Here is a 13,532-nt window from a genome sequence, read left to right as displayed (position 1 = left end):
CGGAAGAAGAATAAGCTATTGTAACGATTCTTAATATTTACATTGAATCTGGATTTAAAGGGGATTTCAGCAGTCTTCCTGTAGTTAAAGAAAATTCAGAAAATTATGGTCCTGTTGATTTCCAAAAAATAATTACCAAAATAAAAAAAGTAGATTTTGATCATGTGCCGAAACCTACAAATGAAAGTGAAAAAAGTGTGATCGTAGAGTATGAGCAGATCTTATTAAATCCAAAGGGTTCAGAGGGTATACAATCGGACGAAAAACAACTTTTTATCTTTAAAAAAGAACAAGGGGAATGGAAATTTGCTGCTACTGCAGACTATTGGGAATGAAACTTTTAACTAAAAATGCGGGGAGCGTGATAGTAGGCTTTCCTCTTTTTTAACTAAAACCTTACATAAATAATTCGAAGTCGTTCCGATATAGAGCGGCTTTTTATTTTTTCGATCAGAGTGTGATGGATAGTGAAGATTCACCAGTGTCTCGTTAAGGTAACGTACGGTAGATTAGCAATGAACCGGGGTAACCAGTGACATGGCCGAGAAAAGTAATAAGCTACGGCGTCCTCGTTATGTGCCGATGCAACCTAACAAGTGTAATGGGTGCATCTGGGGGCCTGGACAGGAACAAAACAGTTTCGTAGTAAGCAAGTTGTGTGTAGCTAGTATTTCTATCGCATACTTAAGTATGTGTTTGGAGATAAATAACAAAATGAAGGAGGACATGGCTATGAATCAAAGCACAAAGGAACTTACGAAAGAACTAGCAGGGCGCGAGGGAATTGAGGTTATTAAAGTAAATCCTCACGAAGAATTCAAAATAACAACCGGCCAGAAGGAAATGAAGCTAACTGGACCGGCTATTATTTTGATCAACCAAGACTAAACTCGACGATAAGGATAGCTTCCTTTTACATGAGCGGCCAAATAACTACCATGAGACGAGGCGTTCATCAGTCCACTATGAATAGATGCTGGAACGCCATCGTATGCATAAGTGCTGCCATCATTGAAACGAACAAATAATGTAGATGAACTTGCATCATATGCAACCGCATCAAGATTTGAGGAACTAACAGAAACCCACTGCATACAATACACCTCCCTTCTGAACTAGGACTTTCGACATTAGGAAGGAAAAACCTTCCTAATGTCGAAATGTGATATTAAAAACACTGGAAAATTGGAGTATAGAACTTTCGAATGAGCTCGCCAATTTGAAGGCGAAGCGAAAAAAATGCAAGAGAAATCACTCAGTTTGGATGTGAAAAGGGGAATTCTCGTATCGCTGTACGAGGCAGCAGATAACGCTTCGGTAGAACAGACTTCTTTGTTAGCAATGCTCAACCCATTGATCGAAGAATTTCATAATAAAGCAACTGAAGCCGCCAAAAGGCAAATGGAAATAGAAAAACTAAGATCGACCTTCACATTGATTGAAGATCGGATCTACAGTGAGTTAAGAAACTTAAAATCTTAATATAAAAGGCATCTTTTCATGTGCTTTTTCTTTTGCTCATATAACACGGCACAAGCCTGATTTTAGGCACGTATGGTCTGGGTGTCCGATTGATTGTATCGGAAATATCGAAGAAGGGCAGGAAAGGGATGCAGCATTGACATACTCGGTTGGGTAAATAATCCTGGTGTTATGGTTGCAGAAGATTTGAAGAAAACAAGCGTGAAATAAACCCGGCAGTTGCGCCTAGTTCCCGGGTTTTGTAATGTATCCCTCTTGTTGCGCGTTCGGCATGCGTTTCCGCCCACATCTTCCACGGCTGGTATCGTGGGGTTCCTAGGATAAGGGTATGAGTATATAAATGACAATTTAACAGAAGAGGAGGAGTAATTGATATTAAGTTGCATCTCTAGTATAAACCCATGAATTTCTACTGCGTCGTCGCTACACTTAATTGAAACAAATAAGCTCCTTTCAGCACTCAGTTTGTATAGGCAGTATTTATTTTAAAAACGTTCTCGTCAGCTTTCTAGGCAAGTTGGCGATACAGCCCTAAGAAACGGTTTAAGGAGTAAGGTTCGAATATCTACCAAAGAGTCTTCCAACATTCATCCCTCAATACTATAATAATTAATAATTACATCTAATTCGTTTTTTACTACTCATTATGAGAAACTATAAAGGTGAACTTATGGTGAAATTATCTAAGACAACGATAGAACGACTAGCGGTACATGCTATTCGAAATGAAGTCAACAAACCACCTTATTTATTAAGGGCAGACATCACTGAAGGGGATAAAGGCATCTCATTTGATGGTGAAATTAATGTATTTATTGATGATTCCGAAAAAGCTGAATCTTTCTATGGTTCTGTCCCGGTACAGGTAAAAGGTACTAACGTGGAGTCTTTTTCTAATGATAAGGTAAACCTTCGACTTAAAATCGCTCACTATAAAAACTATTATAAAAAAGGCGGAGCTGTTATTTTTGTTGTTGAAATAAAAGGTCAAGAAAACAAAATATTCTATAGGCAATTGTTACCACTAGATCTTTCTAACATTATTAAAAATTGTAAAAGCAAGAATTTGAAATCGAATACTATTGAGTTGAAATCTATCGAAGGAACAAATATAGACAAGATATGCAGAGCATTTCTTAATGAACAAATTCATCAACCTATTACGCTTATTGAGGAAGGTAAAGCATTAATTAATAACCAATTTCAAACATACAATATGAGAAGTCTTACATACAATCCCTCGAAGATGGATATTCAAGAAGTATTTGAACATGATTTTTTTATGTATGGAGTAATTGGAAAACTTCAAATCCCTATCAGTGTAGGACGAATTTCATCTATCACTGGAGGTTCGACTATGGATGTCGAAATTAATGGAAAGAGCTATACATTTAATATTTCAACAACGTTTAGTTCGGAGACTTTTACTATTATTTTTGAAAATACTTTAAGTATGACTTTCAAAGATCGAAAATTAAAAATCGATATATCAAAGTTCCATTCTTTGGCCTCACAATTGAAGATAATGCCCTTAATACTTAAACTCATTCAGAGGGAATCAATAAAGTTGCCATTTGGAGAATTTTCACTAAATGAATACTCTGAAAAATCATTAAACTTTATTGAGTCCATGAAAAATCACTTTTCATTCATTAAAGAACTAGAAGAAGCCTATCTTTATTTTGATATTCATCTAGATACAATTTTCTCCGAATCGCCAATGGGGATGCAACTAGGTGTAGGGTTATCCTTCTTAATAAGAGCTTCGAAAAATGAGGATATTTCAGATTTAAAAAGAAAACTTCCTGAAGGAACTGGCCAGGGTATAATTAACTTGATAGTTGGAGATCAAGTGATAGTTTGTATGTATTATGATGGCATTCTACACAACCTCTTTTCAGAAAAACATATTAATGGAAAGGCCATTCTTTCCTATGAACAACCCGATCAATGTGATCATAGTTTGTTCGTTCTTTTAAATGATGATTCGCTAACTAAGGGAATTAATATAGATTTTCATGCAATCAGAAAATCATTTGACAACTTTAATCCTTACTTTAATGAAATTTCTACAAATGTAACAACTAATTTTTGCTTACAATGTATCAATGCTTATGACAAATCAGGAAAAGATGATTTACTTTACACAGCAGACTATATTTTATCTAAGAATTATTTCAAAGAACATCAGGATGGTTTATCAAAAGAATACGCGTTAAACTTAATTAATCGTTTGCAGATTTCGAAAAGACTGCATGGTTTTCTAAAATCAGAAGAAGAAGATCAACTCCTAGATATTAAAGATAGGTTCTCTTTAAAAGAAAATACCGATATACATTTTGGTACAAGTGTTTTATTGGAAAGCAAAAACGAGGCCGAGAGGGTATATTCGAAATTTGATTTAGAAATGAAAGAGATGCTTGAAACGATGCCCATCATGAAACTATACAATGATATGATGCCTTAAAAAGCAAAAGCAGAACACAGTCTACTTGAGTTCTGCTTTTGTTAAACTCAACCCGAATTTCCCCCCTGCTTATTACTACCACGATGATAGTCTAACACAAAAAAATTCATCCAACAGTAGATTCATCTTGAATCTGTTTTTCGACCCCTGCAATAGCCTTTGACAGCGAATGTTCATTACTAATTGGATAGATCCCTTTCCTAACCCGATCCAAGGTATTCTTGTGGCTTAAAAATATTTCATAATATCAAGTAAGAGTATCATTACACTCTCAATAATTCCTGTGGAGCTTTAGGTTGATTGCAAATCGAAAGTTGTTATTAAGATAAGGTATTCGCTCTTACGTATGCCGCAGTTTCTAACCAGTTCCATTTTCGATCTATTTAGAGGCAAAATCGTATTTTTGATGATCCATCAAGTCAATATATTTGCCGCTATTTAGCTTATAGGATGTCTTCAGAGTCGTTTACTTAATTCTTGTTTCTAAAAAATGAAATTATTGGAACTGGTATTCTTCTCTTTACGTATATAGAAAGTAATACTAATTGGAGGAAATAAATATGAAAGATTCTGTAGGGTTTATAATAAAAGCCAATAGACTGTTTGATTATTACGATAAAGAATTATCGTTGTATAGTTTGTTATCGAAAAAAATTAAAACTAAAATCAAAGGATTTCTGTTATGTTTCTTGATAATGTGTGTGTTGACACTGGCGCTTCCAGCTTTTGATGTTCTATATATTTTTATATTCCTGCTGGTACCTTTAGGAGTATCATTCTGGGGTAGGAAATTAGTTCAATCGATTTCAAAACATTTAAAAGAGAATTTCCCTGAGTATGCACCGCTCTTAAAAGACAAGATTATTGATTTTGATAAAGAATTTATTGCTGCCTACAAGTGCAATATGTTAGCAATAAAACTTAGAGAACCTGGAATCAATATAGAGGGTAGAGATCTTAATACACTAATTGAATACTATGAGGAACAAGGCAATCATACTTTTTCGACTCTATGGTGGCCCATTTCTTTTTTCTTAGTAATAGTATTCCCCTTATGGGAAAATCTAATTGGCAAAGTTTATGATCTCAATGAATCAATTGGATTAATTATATTATTATTAGTAATATTGGTTTCACTTCTATCTTTCTTATCGTTACTATTTAAAGGATTAATTGATATGTTTTATCTTTCAAAAGCAAATAAATATAAAGGAATAGCCAAAACATTAAAACTAATAAAATTAATGTACGTCGAGGAATAAAATAATCTAACGATCACTGTTAACAAAACACTTTATCAGAAATGATAAAAAAACTTCTTGGCCGCAAGGATTAAGTATGGATCATGGATGAAAGCAGGAGACGAGGACAGACAAAGAACAGATGCAGGCGAATATAAACAGCCGGGTCGGATTGACCCGGCTGTTGCTTATAAAGATGTGAAGAATACGACGACAGACATGATCATTACTACTATTCCGCCTACTTTACACATGAAATAATAGAAATCACTTGGCTCAGCCTCTCTGACCCAAACCCAATACATCGAAATTTTGAAAAGGAAGTTTTGGAACTTCTCGTATCGGTATCCGCACCATCCGTAAATGAACAAGAGAATGGAAAAAACAAATAAAATCGGTTCGCCTTGCTTCTCGTGGTATTCCGAATAAGCAACGGTGACAAGCCCGCTGGGATGAAGGAGTTCAACTTCGCCTTTTGGCAAAATTTTTTGTCCGTTTGAGTCAAATGCGGTGATTTGGACAAACCAATCTCCGTTCTCGTCATAGCTCATAAGCAGACCGCCATGGTCATTGACCTCGAACAGCTGCCCGTTTGGATAAGTCACTTCATACTTGATGTTAAACTGATCACCTAGCTTATCAATGAAATACTCCTCATTTTCAATAATTACTCTACGATTACTGCCTTCTGTTTGCACTTCGATAGTGGGCCCGGATAAGCTGCGATATTCGGTAACATGATCTTGTTCATGTGCTTGTTTATATTTATGCTGCTCGAAATAGAACACAGATTCGTTGAAATAGGAATGGAAAAAAGGAACAACGAAAATGAAAAAGAGTAGGATGCCAACGATCGTTAAGAGGGTGGAGGCCTTTATTCGTTTGGGTGAAACCGAAATGTTCATGAGACAACATCCTCTCATTCTAAGCCTGTGCTAATTATGATACGCAAGAGCTGAAGGTAAGGTTGCATGAATGGCGTAGGATGATAGCGAAACATGAAGAGCCGTGTCTAGTTGACCGGGCCTAGCTTTGCTTGATATTTTTTATGCAAAAATACGGTCGATCTCTTGAACTTCTTCGGCTGTTAGCAGAACATCGGCGGTTTATAAGTTGTTTAAGAGTTGCTCGGAGTTTTTTGCTCCCGGAATGATGACATCGATCGCTTGTTGCGCCAGGTACCAGGCCAGCACGACATGGGCGATTTCGGCGCCTTTGGCATCGGCGATTGGACGTGTGCGCTCCACTTTATTCAGGTTTTGGGTGAAGGCATCCCCTTGGAAGTACGGCAAACTTGCCCGAAAATCATGGAACTTGTCATCGATCGAATATTTTGCCGGTCAATAGGCCTGATGCGAGCGGAAAATACGGAATAGAGGCTGCTCCAGTGAAAAATTCGAAACTCCGACGGCGCGGATTTTTCCTTCATCTTTTAACTGCTTTAGTGCCCCGATCGCTTCGGCCTTGTCTGTGTTTTGATCTGGATAATGGATGTACATAAACAATTTATAGAGGATTTGCAGTTTAGACCATTCGACATCGACGGCAGCAACAGGCACTGAATCGAAAGCGAAAATCCCCGTCTGACCCCGGTAATACTTGTCTACCTTTAGCACGTAATTCATTTCTTCCAAGGTGTGCAATAGGCGAAAAATGGTCGTTTTATTCATGTCCAGCTCTTCGGCAATTTCGGTTAGCGTCAAAGCGTGCTTGGCCCTCAAAAGATTCAATACTTGCAGCCCTTTCTTTAAGCTGGAAACTTCATATCTGGAAATCATACTCACCTCATCCTCACATAAAGCTTAGAATACCTTCCATGTTGATTCAAAACGTGTGCATTTTGGTTTGCTATGCGAAATTATATAACAATAATAAATGTAAGGGGCACATATACATATAGGAGGATTATTTGCTAAAGGAGGGGGCGAAGATCGGTCGTTCGTTTGGAACAAGCGTTCCCAGAAAGGAAACCGTCGAAAAAGTTACAGGGGCGGCCCGCTATATTGACGATTTTTCGAGATCTGGGCTTTTGCATGCCCAAATAGCTGTCAGCCCCCATGCCCACGCGAAGATTAAATCGATAGATACGTCGAAAGCCTTAAGGATACCGGGCGTAAAGGCCGTCATAACCGGAGAGTATTATCCTGTATTGACTGGGTCGCCGTTGGCAGATCGGCCGCCCATCGCGATTGGCAAAGTGAGATATTATGGCGAGCCTGTTGCCCTGGTTGTTGCGGAAGAAGAATATATTGCAGAGAAGGCTGCGCTTCAGATTCAGGTGAACTATGAGGCTTTGCCTGTCGTCCTTTCACCAAGCGAAGCTTTGCGGATCGGCGCGCCGCTCATTCATGAGCGTATGGCCGTGGCCTCATACGAAAGAAGCGAACAGGTCTATCCGGAGCCGGGAACGAATATCGCCAACCGGACAAGGATCCGCAAGGGGAATATGGTGGAAGGGTGGAGGAATAGCGATCATATCATTACTGTCCAGGTCCGTTTGCCTCAATCGGATCACGCCGCGATGGAAGTACGATGCAGTATGGCAGAAATTTCGCCCGGCGGCAAAGTCAACATACATTCCACTTCGCAATCCCCCTATGTGATCCAAAAGGCAATCAGCCGTTTTATTCAAGCTCCCCTTCATAAAGTTACCGTTCACACTCCATTAGTAGGAGGAAGTTTTGGCGGGAAATCGGCAATTCAGTTGGAGTATCTCGCTTATTTGGCTTCGCTTGCCGTAGGCGGAAGAGCTGTCAAATTGGTGAATTCCAGGGAGCTCGACATGGTCACTTCTCCGGTTCATATCGGATTGGATTCCACGATTAAACTTGGCTGCACCCGGGAAGGTAAAATAATGGCCGTCGAAATTCTGCATCTGTTTGATGGCGGAGCTTATTCGGACCGGGGGGCGATCATGAGCCGTGCGGGAGCGACCGACTGCACGGGGCCTTACCGGATCGATAACGTTCAGTGTGATTCTTTATGTATGTATACGAATCATCCCTATTCAACTTCTTTTCGCGGATTTGGACATCCCGAGCTGACGTTCGCTATTGAAAGAGCTATGGATATGATGGCGGATCGATTGAATATGGATCCTTTAGAGCTTCGTTATATGAATGCCATCGGGCCGGGGGATACAACCCCGACGCAAACCCTGCTGAATAGAAGCAATGTCGGCGATTTACCAACATGCATTGCCAAATTGAAGACGTTAATCCATTGGAACGACCGTCCACGAATCGAAATAAACGGCCATCTCATCAAGGCGAAGGGGATATGCTGCTTCTGGAAAAATTCAAATACGCCAATAAATGCCGGGGCGGGAGCCATTATCAAAATTAATCCGGACGGAAGCATTAATCTGCTGTGCGGTGCCGTGGAAATCGGCCAAGGCACCAGGACGGCTCTTACTCAAATATTGGCGGAACGATTCCGCATGGATGATCGGAAGATACAGATTCGTATGGACATAGATACCGATAAAGATCCGGAGTTATGGAAAACGGTGGCTAGCCGCAGCACCTTTTTGGTTGGCAATGCGATTTTGCAGGCCGCTGACGATGCGATCATGCAGTTAAAAAACTTGGCATCTATCGTACTCCAATGCTCGCCGGCTGACCTGGATGTCGGAGGGGGCAGGGTATTCCGCAAAACTCGCCCTGAGACGGGGCTTGCCATCGAACAAATCGCCTACGGATACACTTTCCCGAACGGCAACACGATCGGTAGTCAGGTTATCGGGCGCGGGAGCTACGCGATGCGCAATTTAACATTATTGGACCCTATTACCGGCAGAGGAAATACTGGACCCGAGTGGACGGTAGGCGCACAGGCCGTCGAAGTGGAGTTAAATACAAGGGATTACACATATAGAATCGTTAAAGCAGCCACGGTCATCGATGCTGGCCATGTCATCAATCCGAATTTCGCCCGTGCTCAACTTACGGGCGGCATGAGTATGGGCTTGAGTCTTGCTAGCCGGGAGGCTTTCCGCTTCAATCCAAAAGGGGCAATATTGAATCGTCAATTTCGAACCTACAAACTCATTCGTTATGGAGAACAGCCCGAATATATCGTTGATTTTGTCGAGACACCTCATCTGGAAGCGCCATACGGACTGCGTGGAATCGGTGAGCATGGCTTGATTGGCATGCCCGCGGCATTGGCGAACAGCTTGTCAACAGCTGCCGGCGCAGAACTTAATCAGCTGCCCCTGACGCCGGAGATGATATGGAGGACAATCCATGATTCCGTTTGATTTTGAATACTACAATCCTACTACCATTCAGGCGGCTGTGGATTTGTATCAGCTTCTGCAACGACAAGGGAAAAGGCCTATGTATTACGGCGGAGGGACGGAAGTCATTACATTTGCTCGAGCCAACTCCATTCAACCGGGAGCTGTGATCGATTTGAAGTCCATTCCAGAGTGTAATGTACTTGCAATGCAAAAGGATACGCTGGTTATTGGAGCGTGCGTTACGTTATCGGCTTTGTCCGAGGCCAACCCGTTTCCACTGCTCAGTGCATCGGCACTGGGAGTCGCTGACCAAACCTCTCGGAATAAAATCACGCTTGGAGGCAACATCTGCGGCAAAATTCATTATAGGGAGGCCGTCCTTCCCTTGCTGTTAGCGAATAGCCGAATGGTTATCGCAGGAACGCATGGGGTCAGAGTGACTTCTATTCATCAGGTTTTCAATCAACAAATGAGACTTGAGAGCGGAGAATTTCTTGTCCAAGTTCTAATTGATCGCGTTTATTTATGGCTGCCTTTCGTGCATTTCAAAAAACGGGAAATTGGCAATGTCGGCTACCCGCTCGTTACAGTAGCTGCGCTTAGAAAAAATGATGAGATACGCACCGCGTACAGCGGCGTGTGCTCATTCCCTTTTCGATCCGCGGAAATCGAACAGGCGTTGAACGATTCATCCTTACCGCTTGTGGCAAGAATTGAACTGGCCATCGGCAAACTTCCGGCTCCATTACTGGATAATGTGGAGGGATCACCCTCTTACCGGAAATTTGTGTTGAAGCAAACGATGGCTGACGTAGTAGATAGATTGGAAAGAAGGTGAAAGCATGTCATCCTTCGATGCCGCTAATTATAAGGTCGGACTTCAGGTGAACGGGGAACAGCGAGATGTCCGAGTGAGGGCTGCGGAGACCCTGCTGTATACGCTTCGCGACAACCTCGGACTTACTGGGTGCAAGCCGGGTTGCAATAACGGAGACTGCGGCGCGTGTACGATTCTGGTAGACGGCCAGCCCATGAAATCATGCCTGATGCTCACTGCGGAAGCCTGGGGAAAGCAAATCATTACGATTGAGGGGTTAGCGGGCTCTGCCATACAGCGCGCCTTTGCCCAAAATCAGGCATTTCAATGCGGTTACTGTACCCCTGGCTTCATCATGAACTGTGAAGGCCTCCGGAATGTTCATCCCCATGCCCATGAAGAAACTGTTCGAGTATGGCTGGAATCTAACATTTGCAGGTGTACCTCCTATGAAGAAATTCATCAAGTCGTAAAGGATGTCTTTGGACTCTATTCTGATAAATGAAGAATTTTTGGGAGCCCGAGGAGGGACAGGTTTGGAAGAAATTCATCGTATTTTGGAAACGATTCAGCATACCGATCTGAGAAGCGTGCTTGCGACGATTGTTCATGTGGAAGGGAGCGCCTATCGCAAAGAAGGAACCTCCATGTTGTTTCTTGAAGATGGTTCGCAAATAGGGGTACTCAGCGCGGGCTGCTTGGAGACGACGCTGTCGCTCAGCGTGCCGGATATTTTGGCCTCAGGGGCTTCGCGCAGCTTCGTGTTCGACATGCAATCCTCGGACCCGCTGTCCTGGGGGGAAGAATCGGGCTGTGGTGGTGTTATTCATGTCACTTTGGAACCGGTAAATGATGTGTTGGCAGAGCATCTGAGCACTTTAAAACAATATTTGGATGATCGGTCCGAAGTCAAGCTCATCAAAAGGTTTGACACAGATGGATCGGTTATTGACTATGGATACTTGACCCGAGATCAGCAACTGTTTGGGGAGTGGAGGGAAGAATTTCCGCCATCGCTTCTGGAATGGACGTCGTACGAGGAATTGCCGAGAAGCGGTATGAAGTACATCGCAACCCTGCAATCGGATGTATTTGTTCATACCTATTATCCCAAACCGCGGTTGATTCTATTTGGTGCCGGACCAGATGCCAGACCCCTCGCCGCAATTGCCGCAAATACCGGTTTTTCCGTCATCGTCTCCGATTGGAGGCCTGATTATTGCGAGCGGCGTTATTTTTCTGATGCCGAAACCATATTAATAGGTTTTCCTGAAGAAACGGTACCGATGATTCATTTTACATCCGACGATTATGCCATTGTCATGACGCATAATCTCAGAAGGGACAAACAGCTGATTCAGTTACTTTCTGAGCGGCAATTAGACTACCTCGGTATCCTAGGATCGAAATCTAGAACGGAGCGCTTATTGCGAGAGGGGCAAGTTCAGATGAAGGTCCATTTTCCCGTAGGATTTGCGATTGGTGCAGAAGGACCGGAAGAAATCGCAGTGAGCATTCTCGCAGAAATCATCTACACTTACAGAACAAAAAGAAAGCTTAGAAGTGGTTCTCTATGAGGGGAAATCAGATTGTCGGCATCTATTTGGCGGCTGGCCAAAGTACCCGAATGGGCTCGGATAAACTTCGGCTTCCGCTCGGTCCGATGAAATTGGGAAATTATGCGCTGGCTGCGGCTCTGAGCTCTAAACTGGATTATGTTTTGGTTATACGAAACAAGGCTGCAGGGGATTGGATTGATGATGCATTTTACCGGGACACGTTCAGACAGAAATGGTCCACGATTCACTGCCCAGAAGCCAATCTAGGCCAAGCGCATTCTCTTCGTTGCGGCGTAAAGGCTGCGCTTGCGATGGAAGCGGCAGCCGTGATGATCATGCTGGCGGATCAGCCTTTAATTACGGATGTGATAATCAATGAACTTCTTGTCTGCTTTCAAGCGCAGCAAGCCAACAGCAGCATTGGTTTCGCGGCCGCAAGTTATGACGGGCTGGCAAGACCGCCTGTTATTTTTGCCCAGCGAATGTTCCCGGAGTTGCTGCAATTGCAAGGCGACCGGGGGGCCAGCAATCTTATTCGAAAGGAAGGGGCGGGGATTATCCTCGATTTTCCAAACCCAGACCTGTTCATGGATGTAGATAACGCTAACGATTATCAGAATTTATTGGAAAAGGTCGCGGCAATACGGAAATCCTGAACGACTTGTTCGGCGTTTGTATATAACGCTATCGGGTACTGGTAGTTCTCCATATGGGCAGGCGTTTGTATTTGCAGTGCCGGATCATTGGAAACCAAGCTGCAGGCCGCCGGGTTAACCAACGTACTTCTCCACTCCGAAATTAGCTTCGCTAATGCGTTCAAATGCTCGGTCCAAATATGTTGATCCTCCGTCGAAAAATTGCCGCTTGCGGACCAACTCGTGAAAATTCGTATCATGTCGGCAAGATTGGCAAACCCGGAGCGAAGTTGATCCATTTGCCGGTTTAATTTTTTCAGGGCAAGGCGCTTTTTACGGCCTAGCGGATTGAAACGCAAGCTTTGCTCTGCTTTATTCAGCTCGGTTGTCGTTTGATGAAGCTCTTGGAATAAGTTTTGCAATTCAGTATGCAGTGTATTGGCTTCACTTAAGGGGGAGCCTGTTTTTACCCAAAGCGCAGCGTTCGTGTAGTGATTGGATAGATGGCCCGCGAATTGGTTCATCTTTGTTTGAGCTTTATTAACGGAATCGGGGGGGAATATGAATATCTGGATGAGTAAGGCGACGATAGCGCCGATAACCGTATCGCGTATTCGATCCAGGGGATAGCTGGGCATTTTGTTATGAAAGTACAGCACTAATAAAATGCTTAGAGCAACTTGGATTAAGAGGGCATGCTCCAATTTCAGCCTAGTTACGATGAAGGCGCCAACAAGAAGAAGCAGTCCAATACTCCAAGCGCTTAAACCAATATATGGCGCTAAAGCTGCAGTGAAAAGAACGCCAGCTACGGTTCCGATCACCCGCTGCCATGCAAATTGCACAGACTTGTCTACGGTTAATTGAATGGACAAAATGACCGTCAGAGGAGCTAAATAAGGATGTTTAGATCCGGCCCATTCCGCGAATACCCAGGACAGTGCTGCAGCTAAAGGGGGTTTCCATACCAGCCCATTGTATTTGATAAAATCGATCCATTTAGATATCATCTTATTACTCTCCATATTTAGCTTTGTCAGAACTATTTTTTCCCGTTTTAACCCGATTATGTGCATGAAACGAAATCA

At 42.6% G+C, this 13,532-nt stretch carries 13 protein-coding genes and 2 pseudogenes; 10 read left to right on the top strand and 5 right to left on the bottom strand.

The genetic code is table 11. From position 1 onward, the window contains the following. The first annotated feature begins 164 nt into the window (after positions 1-164). On the top strand, positions 165-335 hold the full coding sequence (locus ACYUJT_RS10995; protein ID WP_460321739.1) for a hypothetical protein: 171 nt from the start codon (positions 165-167) through the stop codon (positions 333-335). A 397-nt stretch (positions 336-732) separates the two neighbouring features. Beyond that, positions 733-888, top strand: coding sequence for a BC1881 family protein (locus ACYUJT_RS10990; protein WP_460321736.1), 156 nt, complete (start codon positions 733-735; stop codon positions 886-888). Here ACYUJT_RS10990 and ACYUJT_RS10985 read toward each other — a convergent pair. After that, the gene (locus ACYUJT_RS10985) at positions 885-1,094 is read right to left on the bottom strand and encodes a KTSC domain-containing protein (protein WP_460321733.1); all 210 of its coding nucleotides are present in this window, start codon (positions 1,092-1,094) and stop codon (positions 885-887) included. The genes ACYUJT_RS10990 and ACYUJT_RS10985 overlap by 4 nt on opposite strands. Before the next feature lie 145 nt (positions 1,095-1,239). Between ACYUJT_RS10985 and ACYUJT_RS10980 the strand changes: the two genes are divergently transcribed. From ACYUJT_RS10980 to ACYUJT_RS10970, 3 genes are all read left to right on the top strand, one after another. Beyond that, on the top strand, positions 1,240-1,482 hold the full coding sequence (locus ACYUJT_RS10980; protein ID WP_460321729.1) for a hypothetical protein: 243 nt from the start codon (positions 1,240-1,242) through the stop codon (positions 1,480-1,482). Between the two features lie 673 nt (positions 1,483-2,155). Further along, complete coding sequence (locus tag ACYUJT_RS10975; RefSeq protein WP_460321726.1) at positions 2,156-3,949, top strand: DUF4365 domain-containing protein; 1,794 nt, start codon at positions 2,156-2,158, stop codon at positions 3,947-3,949. Between the two features lie 560 nt (positions 3,950-4,509). Next, entirely contained in the window at positions 4,510-5,211 is a 702-nt protein-coding gene (locus tag ACYUJT_RS10970) for a hypothetical protein (protein WP_460321724.1), read from the top strand. Positions 5,212-5,378: 167 nt separating this feature from the next. On the opposite strand, the gene ACYUJT_RS10965 is transcribed toward ACYUJT_RS10970, so the two are convergent. The 3 genes and pseudogenes from ACYUJT_RS10965 to ACYUJT_RS10955 all read right to left on the bottom strand — a co-directional run. Continuing rightward, a complete protein-coding gene (locus ACYUJT_RS10965) occupies positions 5,379-6,095 on the bottom strand; it encodes a hypothetical protein (protein WP_460321722.1) in 717 nt (238 codons plus the stop codon). 201 nt (positions 6,096-6,296) lie between these two features. Continuing rightward, positions 6,297-6,737 (bottom strand): annotated as a pseudogene (locus tag ACYUJT_RS10960) (aldo/keto reductase); the annotation flags it as partial. Positions 6,738-6,809: 72 nt separating this feature from the next. Continuing rightward, positions 6,810-6,968 (bottom strand): annotated as a pseudogene (locus ACYUJT_RS10955) (helix-turn-helix domain-containing protein); the annotation flags it as partial. A 131-nt stretch (positions 6,969-7,099) separates the two neighbouring features. Between ACYUJT_RS10955 and ACYUJT_RS10950 the strand changes: the two are divergent. Genes ACYUJT_RS10950 through ACYUJT_RS10930 form a run of 5 tightly spaced genes read left to right on the top strand, consistent with a single transcriptional unit; the run spans position 7,100 to position 12,465 of the window. Next, positions 7,100-9,451, top strand: coding sequence for a xanthine dehydrogenase family protein molybdopterin-binding subunit (locus ACYUJT_RS10950; protein WP_460321720.1), 2,352 nt, complete (start codon positions 7,100-7,102; stop codon positions 9,449-9,451). Further along, positions 9,438-10,271 (top strand): FAD binding domain-containing protein, encoded by an 834-nt coding sequence (locus ACYUJT_RS10945; protein ID WP_460321718.1) that lies wholly within the window; start codon positions 9,438-9,440, stop codon positions 10,269-10,271. The genes ACYUJT_RS10950 and ACYUJT_RS10945 overlap by 14 nt, the downstream gene beginning before the upstream one ends. 4 nt (positions 10,272-10,275) lie before the next feature. Next, positions 10,276-10,755 carry a (2Fe-2S)-binding protein gene (locus ACYUJT_RS10940; RefSeq protein WP_460321716.1) on the top strand — a complete coding sequence of 160 codons (480 nt, stop codon included), beginning with the start codon at positions 10,276-10,278 and terminating at the stop codon, positions 10,753-10,755. Positions 10,756-10,786: 31 nt separating this feature from the next. Continuing rightward, positions 10,787-11,827, top strand: a complete 1,041-nt coding sequence (locus tag ACYUJT_RS10935; RefSeq protein ID WP_460321714.1) for an XdhC family protein — start codon at positions 10,787-10,789, stop codon at positions 11,825-11,827. Beyond that, complete coding sequence (locus ACYUJT_RS10930) at positions 11,824-12,465, top strand: nucleotidyltransferase family protein (protein ID WP_460321712.1); 642 nt, start codon at positions 11,824-11,826, stop codon at positions 12,463-12,465. Before ACYUJT_RS10935 ends, ACYUJT_RS10930 begins: the two co-directional genes overlap by 4 nt. On the opposite strand, the gene ACYUJT_RS10925 is transcribed toward ACYUJT_RS10930, so the two are convergent. Then, positions 12,423-13,454: an FUSC family protein gene (locus tag ACYUJT_RS10925; protein ID WP_460321709.1), complete on the bottom strand. Its 1,032-nt coding sequence runs from the start codon at positions 13,452-13,454 to the stop codon at positions 12,423-12,425. The genes ACYUJT_RS10930 and ACYUJT_RS10925 overlap by 43 nt on opposite strands. Between the last annotated feature and the right edge of the window lie 78 nt (positions 13,455-13,532).

The organism is Paenibacillus sp. YSY-4.3 (assembly GCF_054767475.1).
The sequence above is the reverse complement of the archived record's forward strand: the minus strand, read 5'-3'. Positions and strand labels throughout refer to the sequence as shown.

Bases quoted from the DNA above. Each gene is read 5' to 3' on its own strand.
- ACYUJT_RS10990 (WP_460321736.1), top strand. From the start codon at position 733: ATGAATCAAAGCACAAAGGAACTTACGAAAGAACTAGCAGGGCGCGAG.
- ACYUJT_RS10985 (WP_460321733.1), bottom strand. From the start codon at position 1,094: ATGCAGTGGGTTTCTGTTAGTTCCTCAAATCTTGATGCGGTTGCATAT.
- ACYUJT_RS10980 (WP_460321729.1), top strand. From the start codon at position 1,240: ATGCAAGAGAAATCACTCAGTTTGGATGTGAAAAGGGGAATTCTCGTA.
- ACYUJT_RS10970 (WP_460321724.1), top strand. From the start codon at position 4,510: ATGAAAGATTCTGTAGGGTTTATAATAAAAGCCAATAGACTGTTTGAT.
- ACYUJT_RS10965 (WP_460321722.1), bottom strand. From the start codon at position 6,095: ATGAACATTTCGGTTTCACCCAAACGAATAAAGGCCTCCACCCTCTTA.
- ACYUJT_RS10945 (WP_460321718.1), top strand. From the start codon at position 9,438: ATGATTCCGTTTGATTTTGAATACTACAATCCTACTACCATTCAGGCG.
- ACYUJT_RS10940 (WP_460321716.1), top strand. From the start codon at position 10,276: ATGTCATCCTTCGATGCCGCTAATTATAAGGTCGGACTTCAGGTGAAC.
- ACYUJT_RS10930 (WP_460321712.1), top strand. From the start codon at position 11,824: ATGAGGGGAAATCAGATTGTCGGCATCTATTTGGCGGCTGGCCAAAGT.
- ACYUJT_RS10925 (WP_460321709.1), bottom strand. From the start codon at position 13,454: ATGATATCTAAATGGATCGATTTTATCAAATACAATGGGCTGGTATGG.